Here is a 13394-nt window from a genome sequence, read left to right as displayed (position 1 = left end):
GTCATACTGTTGCCCCGACCTGCGCCGAGCGGGGCGTCAGTCCCGCGTAGCCATTGGCTTCGAGCTCGAGGGCGAGGTCCTTGTCGCCGGAATGCACGATCTGACCGGCCGCCATGACGTGCACGAAATCCGGCACGATGTAGTCGAGCAGGCGTTGGTGGTGGGTGATGACGAGCATGGTGCGGCCTTCACTGCGCAGGGCGTTCACTCCGCTGGCCACGACGCGCAGAGCGTCGATATCGAGGCCGGAGTCGGTCTCATCGAGAATGGCGAGTTTGGGTTCCAAAATCGCCATTTGTAGGATCTCGTTGCGCTTCTTCTCGCCACCGGAGAATCCTTCATTCACCGAGCGGCTCATGAAGGTCTGGTCCATCTCGACGAGTTTCATGCGCTCCTGGGCGAGGGCCAGAAAGTCCACTGCGTCGAGTTCTTCCTGGCCACGCTGGCGCCGCAGGGAATTCAGTGCAGTACGCATGAAGTACATGTTGCCGACGCCGGGAATTTCAACCGGATGCTGGAAGGCCAGAAATACGCCGGCCGCGGCTCGTTCCTCGGGCGAGAGGGCCAGCAGATCCTGGCCTTCGTAGGTGACGCTGCCGGAGACGTCGTAACCGTCGCGGCCGATCAGCACGCTGGCCAGCGTGGACTTGCCCGACCCATTCGGGCCCATGATGGCGTGCACCTCGCCCGGCTTCAAGTCAAGATTCACCCCGCGCAGAATTTCTTTGCTGTCGATACTGGCGTGCAATTCCTTGATGTGTAGCATTAGCCGACACTTCCTTCTAGACTCACGGTCAACAATTTTTGGGCTTCGACGGCGAATTCCATCGGCAGCATCTTGAATACCTCACGGCAGAACCCGTTCACAATCATCGAAACGGCTTCTTCCTCCGGAATGCCGCGCTGACGGCAATACAAGAGTTGTTCCTCGCCGATCTTCGATGTTGAGGCTTCGTGCTCGACCTGTCCGGTCTGATTCTTCACGTCGATATAAGGCAGGGTGTGAGCGCCGCTGTCCTTACCGATCAGCAGGGAGTCGCACTGGGTGAAGTTGCGGGCCCCGACAGCGGAATGACGAATGTCCACCAGACCCCGGTAGGTATTTTGACCGTGACCGGCCGAGATCGCCTTGGAAATAATCGTGCTCTTGGTGTTCTTCCCGATGTGCACCATCTTGCTGCCGGTATCAGCCTGCTGGCGTCTGGCGGTCAGGGCCACCGAGTAGAACTCACCGACCGAGTTATCGCCCTTCAGGACGACGCCGGGATACTTCCAGGTGATCGCAGAGCCGGTCTCAACCTGAGTCCAGGAAATCTTCGAGTTCTTCCCGGAGGCCATGCCGCGCTTGGTGACGAAGTTGTAGACGCCACCATTGCCATCCGCGTCGCCGGGGTACCAGTTCTGAACGGTCGAATACTTGATCTGCGCATCATCAAGAGCCACGAGTTCGACGACTGCAGCGTGTAACTGGTTCGTGTCCCGAACCGGAGCCGTACACCCCTCGAGGTAACTCACATACGCGGCATCCTCGGCGATGATCAGAGTGCGCTCGAACTGCCCGGTGTCGGCGGCATTGATTCGAAAGTAGGTCGATAGTTCCATCGGGCAGTGCACGCCCTTGGGGATGTAGCAGAACGACCCGTCGGTAAAGACCGCAGAGTTCAGGCAAGCGAAGAAGTTGTCGTTGTATGGAACGACCGACCCGAGGTATTTCCGTACCAGGTCTGGGTGCTCCTGCACGGCCTCGGAGAAGGAGCAGAAGATGACGCCGACTTCGGCCAGCTTGTCTTTGAACGTTGTCGCTACCGACACCGAATCGACGATGGCGTCCACTGCGACACCGCTGAGTCGTTCTTGTTCACCGAGAGAGATGCCGAGTTTGTCAAACATCTCCCGGATTTCAGGGTCCACCTCATCCATGCTCGTGATCTGCTTCTTCGGCCGAGGGTCGGCGTAGTAGATGATGTCCTGATAGTCAACGGGACCGTACGAGACGTGCTGCCAGGTGGGCGGTGTGAGCGTGGTCCAATGCCGATACGCCTTCAGCCGCCATTCTAGGAGCCAGTCTGGCTCGTTCTTTTTGCCTGAAATCAGCCGAATGATGTCTTCACTCAGTCCTTTGGGGGCAACTTCGGTTTTGAGATCCGTGGTGAACCCGTACTTGTAATCCTGATTGGCGAGCTCACGAACCTCATCGGAAATACCGACCGTGGTCGTAGGTGCACTCATTTTCGTCTCCTTCTCACGTGCTGTTGGAAAACCTGAATACGCGCGCTGCCACTGTGTTTTAGCGCGCGCCAGAAGGACCCCCGGGCAAAGCCGGGTGACGGGCCGCAGGGGCGTTAGGTCGTTGGTTTATCGATCTCGGGAACGAGCGTTCGGCAGAGGTGCTCCCCGCCAGCCATTGTCGCCTGACGGTCAACGCGCACGCCAAGCAGCTGCGAAAAGGCCTCTGCCTCTGCCTCGCACACGGCGGGGAATTCGCTGGCAACGTGCCTCACCGGGCAGTGTCCCTGACACAGCTGAAGGCCGGGTGCCGGCAAGCCCGTCGCGGGCAACTGCGTGATTGTCGCCGACGGTGCTGGTGTTGGAAGCCCCGCATCGACGGGCCGAACAGAGGCGGCGAACCCGTCCTCGGTCAGGGCCGCAGCTAGTGCCTTGGTGCGCGCTGTGACAGAGTCACCTGCTGCGGCGACTCGCGCGGCATATCGGCCCACCAGCGCTTCTCCGCGTTCGCGGGCGAACGTGGCCACGGCATCCGCCCCGGAATGCTCGGCGAGAAAGCGAAGTGCGGCGGCGGCCAGATCGTCGTAGTGGTGCTCCAGGCCGGCATGGCCGGTCTCGGTGAGTACGTATGAACGAGCGGGGCGCCCCCGACCGCGACTGTCGGCGTCAGCGACTGCCGGGTCATATTCCTCGATGGCATCCTGCTCGGCGAGTGCGTCAAGGTGGCGTCGCACCGCGGCTGGCGTCAGGCCCAAGCCGGCGGCGAGGTCGGCCGCGGTGACCGGACCATCCTGGGCGAGCGTCTGCCGCACGCGGTCCCGCGTCGCGGTCGCAGTATCAGACCGGTCTGCATCAGTTTGCTTCGCATCAGTTATTAACACAACATAAGTGTGTCCTAATTAATGACCGTAGTCCAGTGAGGCTTGCCTTACCCGTTTCGTTGCCCGTTAGGTCCGGTGAATGTTCGCTCGACGGTCGGGTGGGTTTTGAAGACCCCACCCTGAATAGACCACATTGAAGGGAGCCCTATGACGTATGTTATTGCTCTGCCCTGTGTCGACGTTAAAGACCGGGCCTGCATCGACGAATGCCCGGTTGATTGCATCTACGAGGGCGAACGAATGCTCTACATCCACCCCGATGAGTGCATCGATTGCGGCGCCTGTGAGCCCGTGTGCCCGGTAGAGGCAATCTTCTACGAAGATGACGTGCCCGATAAATGGGCGGACTATTACACGGCCAACGTTGAATTCTTCCAGGAAATCGGCTCCCCCGGAGGCGCAGCCAAGGTCGAGCCCTATGCCATGGACCACCCTCTGGTCACAGCACTACCGCCACAGACGATGATCTGAGTGGCCTGGCCGGGTCAATGATTCAGCCAGCAGGCTGCGCCCGGACGACGTGGCGGTAGTACTCGATGCCGAGGTCGTAGAAGTTGGGGCCGTTGTTTGTGCCGACCCGATCGATGACGAATTCGTCGTTCGGCACGAGCGGCGGCAGGTCGTCGGGTTGACCCTCGTGCAGCGCCACATAGTTTTGCTGGCTGAGGTCAATCGGGCCCAGCAGTGCGGCCTCGAAGTTGATTTTGGCCGCAGCCGCCTTCCATCCCACAGCGACACGCATCGGGATGGCCTCGGCAGCGTCGCCGCTGCCGTACCCTAGGGCAAGCCATTCCTGCCCGGCCAACTCGATGCCATCCCGGTGCGCGTGGGCGAGGCCGGCGGCCAGCCAGGCCGGGAGCGCTGCGGTGTAAAGGTTGCCCAAGTCCTTCATCGCCTCGGCGCCCAGCCATAATTTCGTGCCAATTATGCGATCCCAGACCTCGGTGTGCAACAGGTGCCCACGTAGTTTTCGCGACCAGGGGTAGGCCTCGCCGTCACCCATTTCTCGCCCCTCGAACGGATCCTCGGTCAGTAATTCAGCCAGCACCATATCCGCATCGAGCCCGGCAGCCCGGCAGTATGTGCGCAGTTGGGCCTGGCCGGCCGGGCCGTCGGCCGCGAGGGCGAATAAGTAAGACATGACCCATCCGGTCGCCGGCATGCGGTGGTATGGACGATGGATGAAGACCGCGTCCACGTCATCGAAGTAGTCGATGCTGGGACCTGGGCGTTTGGCAAGCATGGCGGCCATCGCGTGACGGGTGGCGTCGATGTAGCAGTTCGTGGAATACCGCCCGTTGAACACGGGGAGGTCCTGCATCTGGCCGTCCTCGCGCTCAGACTGGCGAAAGCGAGTGAACGGTTTGCGAAAGTCAGCGATGCGGTACTGCGAGTCGCTGCCGACCGCGGCGAGATCCACCTCAAGAAGGTCGGCGTCACCGTTGACGAGCAGGGCCACCGCGCCGGCACCCTGCGTCGGTTCACCGGTGGAGCCGATCGCATACTCGGCAACATCGGCGCAGATCACGATGGCCTGCCGGCCGACGCCATCCGTCGCCAGATAGCGCAGAGCCGCTTTGAGCCCGTACACGCCGCCGAGGCACGCCTGTTTGAACTCCGGCACCTCGCAGTCCCGCGCCAGCTGGCTCTGGCCGTTCGCACGCAGGCCGTCATTGATCATGCCCTTGACGATGACGGCTCCGGCCGAATTATCGCTCGACGATTCAGTGCCAAGCGCGAGAAACCCGACCTGGGCCGGGTTGATGTCATAGTCTCGGATCAAGCGCAGGGCCGCACTGGCGGCGAGGGTGTAAACATTGTGCTGGGGCCCTCGCATGCGAAACGAACGCCCGACGACAGCGCGAATTTTGGTCCACGATTCGTCATTCCACTGGCACCATTCGTCCAACTGCACGCGATAGGGCGGCAAGTACAGGGACAGTCCGCTGATTCCAGGTGCCAACAGTGCCGATTTCAACAACAGTGCCCATTTCAATGCGCCGAGGTGCGTCGAGTGCGGCATTACCGCCGCTACACAATTTTATGCAGACTTCGCTCGCTGCGGGGCCAGTCTGAGACCGGTCGGGCTGCCCCACGCAGGGTAGAATTTGCTCAGACCCGATCGGAGCACTCCTGTGAACAGACCCATCGATGGTCGACACAGTGCCACGGCGCGCGCGCACAGCAATATCGCCCTGATCAAATATTGGGGAAAACGCGACGACACTCTCAATATTCCCGCCGTCGGGTCGATCTCAATAACCCTGGATGCCCTTGCCACCGATACCCACGTCGAGTTCCGTCCAAACCTTGGGGCGCGCCAGACTGACGAATTCTGGCTCAACGGTGCACTCACCCAGTCACCCCGAGTGCTCGGCCTGCTCGATCTGGTGCGAGAGCGCGCCGGCACTACCCAGGGTGCCGTCGTCACCTCGAGCAATGATTTCTTGACCGGGGCCGGGCTGGCCTCGTCGGCCTCCGGTTTCGCCGCCCTCGCCCTCGCTGCCAGCACGGCGGCCGGGCTGGCCCTGAACGCACGGGAGCTGTCGATTCTCGCGCGCCGGGGGTCGGGCTCGGCGGCGCGATCCATCTTCGGCGGTTACGTTGAGATGCACGCCGGAAGTCGTGACGATGGCGCGGATGCCTACGCCGAACCGATTCTCTCGCCCGACCACTGGCCACTCTCTGTTGTCGTGGCTATCACCGCGGCCGGCCCCAAGGCGATCTCGTCCACTCATGGAATGGCGGGCAGCCGGGCAACGTCGCCGTTCTTCCCGGCCTGGGTCGACACGAGCGAGCAAAACCTCGCCGAGATGCGAGCCGCCATCGCCGGGCACGATCTGGCCCAGCTCGGCGAGCTGACCGAGTACAGCTGCCTAAAACTCCACGCCCTGATGCTCACCAGCCGACCGGCTCTGATCTACTGGAACGCCGGCACGATCGCTGCGATGGGTACCGTACGCGAGCTGCGTGCACAAGGAGTCGCCGTATATTTCACCATCGACGCCGGCCCGCAGGTCAAGGCGCTCTGCGCCCCCGCGGATGCCGCCCTGGTCGCGCACGCCCTCGCCGCAACGCCGGGAGTACTCCAGACCCGGATGAGCGCTCTCGGCCGAGGTGCGCACCTCGTGGCGGCGTAGTGCCCACGTTCCACGCCTCCGCGCCCGGGAAACTCTTTCTGCTCGGCGAGTATGCCGTGCTCGAGGGCGCCCCGGCGCTACTCACGGCGGTCGATCGTCGCGTTCGAGTGAGAATTGCGACGACGGATGCCGACCGCTGGCTCCTCGACGCCCCCGGTCTGGGTGTAGAGAGCCTCACCCTGGAACCCGACGGTGCCGTGCCCGCCTCCCTCGACGGGCCGACCCGCGAGAAGCTCCGCCTCTATGACGCTGTGCGGCGGACTGTGGCCGAAGCTGCCGGCGGCGATGATGGGTCCCGCAGACCTTGTCGAGCGCGCCCTGATCAGGCGCTGTCGATCACCATCGACAGCAGCGAGCTCTCGATGGATGGCCACAAGTTGGGCCTGGGCGGGAGCGCGGCGGTCGCGGTCGCCCTAACCGCTAGCCTGGCTCGCGCTCGCGCCCGTGACCTCGACAACGCTGCACTCTTCGCGGCAGCCCTGACGGCTCACCGCCAGGCCCAGGGTGCACTCGGCAGCGGAGGCGACGTGGCCGCGGCGGTGGCCGGTGGTCTCATCAGCTATGCGCCGGGAACTCATCTCGGCCCGGCGGTCTCCGTGGCTTCACTTCGCTGGCCGAGCGACCTCAGCATGATGGTGGTCGTCACCGGGGCGGGCAGCAGTACCCCCGAGTTGGTCGGTCGTGTCGCCGACTTCGCTCGGAGGGACGCCAGCACCTACCGCAGCGATCTGGCCAGGCTGGCCGAGCTGGCCGAACAGGCCGTGCCCGCGCTCGCCACGGCTGACACCTTTCTACCTCTTGCGGCGCAGTATTTTGACGCACTGGTCACCCTCGACGCCCACGCGCAAGCGGGCATCATCAGCGACCGGCACCGGCAGCTGCACGCCCTGGCGGCTCGTCTCGGCGGCGTGTTCAAGTCGTCTGGGGCGGGCGGCGGTGATGTTGGGCTGGCGTTTGCGCGCAGCGGGGCCCCGGCGCGTCGACTGGCTGCGGCACTCACCCGCGCCGAGGCACAGATCGTGCCGCTCACTGTCTGTGCCGGCGGGATCGACACCTCTGGCACTGGCACTGCTGCCGGCTTCGATTCAGCGTGCACGAAGAAGGACTCCCTGTGAAAAATGCCCATCTCTCCAAGTTTTACAAGCTCACCGTGACCGAACGGCTCGAGCTTCTATACGAGCGCGGCATCCTCAACCAGGACAACTTCGCCGCCCTCCGCACGGGCAGCTATCGTCTCGACGCCGCAACGGCCGATCGGCTTACCGAAAACGTGATCGGCGTGTTTTCGATGCCGATGGGCCTCGGGTTGAATTTTCAGATCAATCAGCGGGACTACCTCATCCCCATGGTGGTTGAAGAACCCTCGATCATTGCCGCCGTCAGCGCAGCCGCCAGCCGGATTGGGCGCTCCGGCGGATTCACCAGCATCGCCGACACGCCACTGCTGCTCGGTCAGGTGCAGGTGCTCGATCTCCCTGACCCCCACGTGGCCCGGGCCGAGCTGCTCCGACGCAAGGGTGAGATTGTGGATCTGGCCAACGAGCAGCATCCGAATATGGTGGCTCGTGGTGGCGGGGCCAGTGACATCCAGGTGTTTCTACGTGGCTCAACGGCCGAACACGGCGAGCTGCTCGTGGTCCATCTCATTGTGGACAGCCGTGATGCCATGGGCGCCAATCTGGTCAATACGATGTGCGAGGCGGTCGCTCCGCTCATCGAAGAAATCAGCGGCGGGCGTGTGTTTCTGCGCATCCTCTCAAATTTCACCGACCACGCGCTCGTGCGCGCCCGCGCCGTCATTGCGGTCGATCAGCTCAAGTCGGAAACTTTCTCGGGCGAACAAGTTCGAGATGGCATCATCGTGGCCCACGAATTTGCGTTGATGGATGTCTACCGGGCGACCACGCACAACAAGGGCGTCATGAACGGCATCGACGCTGTCGCCATCGCCACCGGCAACGACTGGCGGGCCATCGAGGCTGCGGCGCACGCTTATGCCGCCCGCAGCGGCCGATATTCCCCGCTGACCGTCTGGTCAAAAAATGATAACGGCGACCTCGTGGGCGAACTGGAGCTTCCGCTGAAGGTCGGCATTGTCGGCGGACAGGTGGAATCAAATGCCCTGGTGCGAATTGCCCTCGACATTCTTGGAGTCGATTCCGCGGCGGAGCTGGCGCAGGTGATGGCTGCCGTTGGCCTGGCGCAGAATTTCGCCGCGCTCCGGGCGCTGTCGACAGAGGGAATTCAACAGGGACATATGCGATTGCACGCCCGCAGCGTGGCGGTGGCGGCCGGCGCTTCGGGCGAACGGTTCAACGATGTGGTCGACAGTCTGGTCGCCAGCGGCAACATCAAGGTGTGGAAGGCGCGCCACATTCTCGAATCGATGACCGACCCCGCCGCACCCGCTGCAGCCGCCACAGCCGCCACCCGTATTCTGCACGAGGTGCCCGATCTGGGCCGAACGGCTGGTTTCGGTAAAATCATTCTGTTCGGCGAGCACTCCGTTGTCTACGGCTATCACGCCATCGCCGCCCCGATTGCACTGTCCATTCGGGCGCAGGTGACCCGCCAGGAATCCGGGACAGAGCTCGTCATTCCCGGCCTGGTAACATCTGGCAATGCCCATTCCGCCGAATCAGCCGAATCAGCCGAATCAGCCGACTCGGATCTCCCGGTGCGCATCGCCGCCTTGATCATCGAGCGGCTGGGCATCAGCGCGTCTGGCATGCGCATTGAGGTCTTCCCGAGCCTTCCCCGGGCAAGTGGGCTGGGGGCATCCGCTGCCCTCGCGGTAGCCATCATCCGCGGAATGGCGAACTGTTTCAACATCCGGCTCACCGACAACGAGGTGAACGCGCTCGCCTTCGAGTGCGAACAAATAGTGCACGGCACCCCGTCCGGGATCGACAACACGGTCGCCACTTTTGGCCGACCGATTCTGTTTCGCAAGGCGAATGGGGCACGGAGCGCCAACTTCTCGGCCGTCACTGTCCCACATCCGATCCCGGTCATCATCGGCCTGACCGGCGTGCGATCCCTCACGGCACGCACCGTCAGCCTGGTGCGTACCGCCTGGGCCAAAAGCCCGTCCCGCTACGACGGGATCTTCGAGCAGATCGACGGGTTGGCGCTGGCCGGGGTAGGCGCCCTGGAGCGCGGCGACATTGCCGAGCTCGGCGATCTGATGAATATCAATCACGGGCTGCTCAACGCGCTGCAGGTGTCGAGCCCCGAGCTTGAAACTCTCGTCGCGATCGCCCGGCGATCTGGCGCGCTCGGTGCGAAACTGACCGGCGGCGGAGGGGGCGGAGCCATGATCGCGATTGCCGAACCCGACCGCACCGTTGCGGTCGCGGGCGCCATGCAGCTGGCCGGATACACGACCCATCTGACCGAGATCCGTGCAGCAACCGAGCCGCCGGCCACGGACTCGACCGTGTAGGGTCCGTGACCGGCGGCTAACGCTTTGGTTACTTTTGGTGAGAAATGTGGTCGGCAAAGACGCGAAAGACATCCCAGAACCACCCGGTGACGTTCTTGTCTTCGAGCCACGCTGCGAGTTCGCTCGGCTCCACCGCCTGAATGGCGGCCACTTCGTCCGGGTTCCATTCCGCGGGCTGCGTGTAGTGCGCAACAATCACGTGGTTGTATTCGTGCTCAACCAAGCCGGTCTGGTGGTCTTCGAAACGATAGCTGACCAGTCCTACCTGCCTGGCCGAGTCTGCCTGAATTCGAAGTTCTTCATAGACGCGACGCACGGCATCCTCAACCACCGTTTCCGCTCTTGAAGGATGCCCGCAGCAGGAGTTCGACCACGTGTTCGGCCAGTGGTACTTGGTTGCGGCCCGTTTCTGCAGCAGAATTCGCCCGAAATCGTCTACTAGAAAAACAGAGAAGGCACGGTGCAGGCGGCCGGGCGCCTCATGGGCTGCGATTTTTTCCAGGCTGCCCTGGTGACGGCCGTTCTCATCGACGAGTTCGACTAACTGCACCCGGTACCTCGGCTTCCTCAAGTAAATACGTGTCCTGCCTTGAACACTTGCCAGATTACAACAACCCGCCCTGAGGCGCCGCGACTGCCGCCAGTCACCTAAAATAGTTGAAGCGCCGGATGCCGGAGCGCAGTCCCGTTCGCGTCTCGGCAGACATTTGAAGAGTTCATGTCCGAAATCAGCACGTCCGGCGAATCCCTCAACGAACGCCTCGACCGTTTGCCGTTCACCCGACGCCACGCGGGCCTTCTGGCCGGATCGGGAGTCGGCTGGGCACTCGATGCCTTCGATGTCGGGCTCATTTCGTTCGTCATCGAGCAACTCTCCCTGACCTGGGATGTCGGCACGACTGCCCTCTCGTGGGTCGCGTCGGTCGGGTTCGCCGGCATGGCCGTCATAGCCGCGATCGGGATCGGCACCGGCACGACGCGGTCGATTGGCCGACTTGTTCTCGATCGAAGTGCGGCGTCGCAGCATCCGGATCTGGCTGGTCTGGGCTCTGGTCAACTTCTCTTACTACAGCGCCTTCATCTGGCTACCGACGCTCCTCATGGCCAGCGGGTTTCCGCTCGTCAAGTCATTTGGATTCACCCTTATCATCACCCTCGCCCAGCTGTCCGGGTACGCGGCGTCGGCATATCTGGTCGAGAAGTGGGGCCGACGGGTGACCCTGTCCACGTTTCTGATCGGTTCAGCGGGGGCAGCAGCTGCCTTTGGTTTCGGCGCGGTCAACGGGAGCGAAACCCAAATCATCATCTTCGGCATGCTGCTCTCCTTCTTCAACCTGGGTGCGTGGGGCGCCCTGTACGCCATCACGCCGGAGCTGTACACCACACGGCTGCGCGGATCCGGGACTGGCTCGGCTGCCGCCGTTGGCCGGATCGCCTCGATCGCGGCGCCCCTGCTGGTTCAGCAGCGTCCTAGAAGCGGGCGGGCCGATCCTGCTATTCGCCGTCTTTGGTGTCGTTTTCGTGGTGGCCGCCGGCGCCGCTCTGGGGCTACCGGAACTGCGCGGACAATCTCTGCCGGACTAGTCGCACCATTGGTTATGGCAGGACTGCTAGCCATTCAGGGGGCACTGGCCTAGATTTGGAAGTGCTGCGGAACTCTTCGCAGGATGGTCGCCAACGAGATACTCTCGGCGGCGCTCGAACCAGGAGGATCCCCTGTGGCGTACAACGTTGCCCAAAAACTGATCGCTTCTCATCTGCTCAGCGGCCAGATGAAACCGGGTGCCGAAATCGGCCTGCGCATCGATCAGACTCTCACGCAGGACGCCACCGGGACCCTCGTCATGCTCGAACTCGAAGCGCTCGGTCTGGATCGAGCACGCACCGAAGTATCCGTGCAGTACGTCGACCACAACCTGCTCCAATCCGACAGCAAGAACGCCGAAGACCACGACTTTCTCCGTTCAGCCTGCCAGCGGTTCGGTCTGTGGTTCTCCAAGGCCGGCAATGGAGTCTCACACCCCACGCACATGCAGCGCTTCGGCATTCCAGGCAAGACCATGGTCGGCTCCGACAGTCACACCCCCGCTGCGGGTTCGCTGGGCATGTTGGCTATCGGGGTGGGCGGTATCGAGGTGGCTCTCGCGATCGCCGGAGAGCCGCTGTACATTCGGATGCCCGAAATCTGGGGTGTGCGCCTCACCGGCCAGCTTCCGCCGTGGACGAGCGCCAAGGACGTCATACTCGAGATGCTGCGCCGTCACGGCGTCAAGGGCGGGGTGAATCGCATTGTCGAGTACTACGGTCCGGGCCTGGCGAACCTCACCGCGATGGACCGGCACGTGATCGCCAACATGGGCGCCGAGCTGGGGGCTACGACCACGGTATTCCCGGCCGATGACCAAGTTCGAATGTTCCTGAAGGCCGAACAACGTGAGGGCGACTTCGTCCCGCTGCTCGCCGATGCGGATGCAACATACGACGTGAACGACGAGATTGATCTGTCTACGATCGTGCCACTCATCGCGCTACCCAGCTCCCCTGGCAACGTCGTACCGGTGAGCGAAGTCGCCGGTCGACCGGTTGCGCAGGTCGTCATCGGCTCCTCGGCAAACCCAGGGCTGCGCGACTTCGCGATCGTCGGCGCTATCGTCAAGGGACGCCAATCCCACACGGGAGTTTCCTTCGACGTCAATCCGAGCTCCCGGCAGATTTTGCAAGATCTGACCCACATGGGATCCACCCTGGATTTGATCAGTGCGGGCGCGCGGCTGCACCAGTCGGGGTGTATGGGCTGCATTGGAATGGGTCAGGCCCCCGCGAACGGCAGCATCAGCCTGCGCACGATGCCGCGCAACTTTCCCGGCCGCTCCGGCACCAAGGAAGACTCGGTCTACCTGTGTTCACCGGAGACAGCCGCTGCGGCCGCCCTCACCGGAAAGATCACCGACCCACGAGACTTGGAAGAATTGTTCGACCTGACCTATCCCACGCTCGCACTTCCAACGACGTCGAGTGTCAACCTGGCGATGCTCGAGGCGCCATTGCCCATCGAAGAGGCTCTGAAGGTTGCACTGGTCAAGGGCGAAAACATTTCGTCGCTGCCTATGTTCACTCCCTTGGCCGATAGCATCGCGGCACCGGTCATTCTCAAGGTGGGCGATGACATTTCAACGGATGAGATCCTGCCGGCTGGCGCGCGGGTGCTGCCTTACCGCAGCAACATACCTAAGCTGGCTCGCTTCACCTTCGACCAGGTCGATGAATCCTACCCGACTCGCGCGGAGGACACGCGCGAGTCGACTGGACACATCATCGTGGCCGGCGCTAATTACGGGCAGGGTTCCTCACGCGAACACGCCGCCATCACGCCGCGGTTCCTGGGCTTGCGCGCGGTGCTCGCCGTGTCGTTCGCACGCATCCACTGGCAGAATCTTGCCAATTTTGGTGTGCTCGCGCTCGAATTCGCGGATGCGACCGATCACGACCGCATCCAGCGTGACGATGTTCTGGTGCTGGACGGCATCCGCGAGGCCCTCGCCGCCGGAACCGCGATCACCGTGCACAATAAGACTCGCAATGAGGACTACGCTGCCCGGCAGAACTTCTCACAGCGGCAGATCGACATGTTGCTCGCGGGGGGACTCATTTCCTGGCTGCAGGAGCGGAGAGCGGCCGAGACCCGCGATCGAGACTGAACCG

The 13394-nt window shown here is 62.9% G+C and carries 11 protein-coding genes; 6 read left to right on the top strand and 5 right to left on the bottom strand.

The annotated features are described in order from the left end of the window. Window position 1 precedes the first annotated feature (1 nt). The 3 genes from sufC to EDD25_RS00150 all read right to left on the bottom strand — a co-directional run bounded on the left by sufC (window position 2) and on the right by EDD25_RS00150 (window position 3107). Entirely contained in the window at window positions 2-766 is a 765-nt protein-coding gene (sufC, locus tag EDD25_RS00160) for a Fe-S cluster assembly ATPase SufC (protein ID WP_134171483.1), read from the bottom strand. Beyond that, entirely contained in the window at window positions 766-2229 is a 1464-nt protein-coding gene (gene sufB, locus EDD25_RS00155) for a Fe-S cluster assembly protein SufB (RefSeq protein ID WP_134171482.1), read from the bottom strand. Before sufB ends, sufC begins: the two co-directional genes overlap by 1 nt. 113 nt (window positions 2230-2342) lie before the next feature. Beyond that, a complete protein-coding gene (locus tag EDD25_RS00150; RefSeq protein ID WP_134171481.1) occupies window positions 2343-3107 on the bottom strand; it encodes a helix-turn-helix transcriptional regulator in 765 nt (254 codons plus the stop codon). Window positions 3108-3254: 147 nt separating this feature from the next. On the opposite strand from EDD25_RS00150, the gene fdxA reads away from it, so the two are divergent. Beyond that, entirely contained in the window at window positions 3255-3578 is a 324-nt protein-coding gene (fdxA, locus tag EDD25_RS00145) for a ferredoxin (protein WP_134171480.1), read from the top strand. A gap of 22 nt (window positions 3579-3600) precedes the next feature. Here fdxA and EDD25_RS00140 read toward each other — a convergent pair whose 3' ends face one another. Next, window positions 3601-5130 (bottom strand): hydroxymethylglutaryl-CoA synthase family protein, encoded by a 1530-nt coding sequence (locus tag EDD25_RS00140; RefSeq protein WP_134171479.1) that lies wholly within the window; start codon window positions 5128-5130, stop codon window positions 3601-3603. A gap of 112 nt (window positions 5131-5242) precedes the next feature. On the opposite strand from EDD25_RS00140, the gene mvaD reads away from it, so the two are divergent. Genes mvaD through EDD25_RS00125 form a run of 3 tightly spaced genes read left to right on the top strand, consistent with a single transcriptional unit; the run spans window position 5243 to window position 9692 of the window. Continuing rightward, entirely contained in the window at window positions 5243-6247 is a 1005-nt protein-coding gene (gene mvaD, locus EDD25_RS00135; RefSeq protein ID WP_241986624.1) for a diphosphomevalonate decarboxylase, read from the top strand. Then, window positions 6247-7362, top strand: coding sequence for a mevalonate kinase family protein (locus EDD25_RS00130; protein WP_134171478.1), 1116 nt, complete (start codon window positions 6247-6249; stop codon window positions 7360-7362). The genes mvaD and EDD25_RS00130 overlap by 1 nt, the downstream gene beginning before the upstream one ends. Then, on the top strand, window positions 7359-9692 hold the full coding sequence (locus EDD25_RS00125; RefSeq protein WP_134171477.1) for a hydroxymethylglutaryl-CoA reductase, degradative: 2334 nt from the start codon (window positions 7359-7361) through the stop codon (window positions 9690-9692). The genes EDD25_RS00130 and EDD25_RS00125 overlap by 4 nt, the downstream gene beginning before the upstream one ends. Window positions 9693-9720: 28 nt before the next feature. Here the strand turns inward: EDD25_RS00125 and idi are convergent, their stop codons facing one another. After that, window positions 9721-10719 (bottom strand): isopentenyl-diphosphate Delta-isomerase, encoded by a 999-nt coding sequence (gene idi / locus EDD25_RS18280; RefSeq protein ID WP_422386813.1) that lies wholly within the window; start codon window positions 10717-10719, stop codon window positions 9721-9723. On the opposite strand from idi, the gene EDD25_RS00115 reads away from it, so the two are divergent. Then, entirely contained in the window at window positions 10688-11329 is a 642-nt protein-coding gene (locus tag EDD25_RS00115) for an MFS transporter (protein WP_422386812.1), read from the top strand. The genes idi and EDD25_RS00115 overlap by 32 nt on opposite strands. A gap of 81 nt (window positions 11330-11410) precedes the next feature. Next, on the top strand, window positions 11411-13390 hold the full coding sequence (locus tag EDD25_RS00110; protein WP_134171475.1) for an aconitate hydratase: 1980 nt from the start codon (window positions 11411-11413) through the stop codon (window positions 13388-13390). The last annotated feature ends 4 nt before the right edge of the window (window positions 13391-13394 follow it).

Source organism: Cryobacterium psychrophilum, assembly GCF_004365915.1.
Classification (GTDB): domain Bacteria; phylum Actinomycetota; class Actinomycetes; order Actinomycetales; family Microbacteriaceae; genus Cryobacterium; species Cryobacterium psychrophilum.
This window is presented reverse-complemented; position numbering and strand designations above follow the sequence as displayed.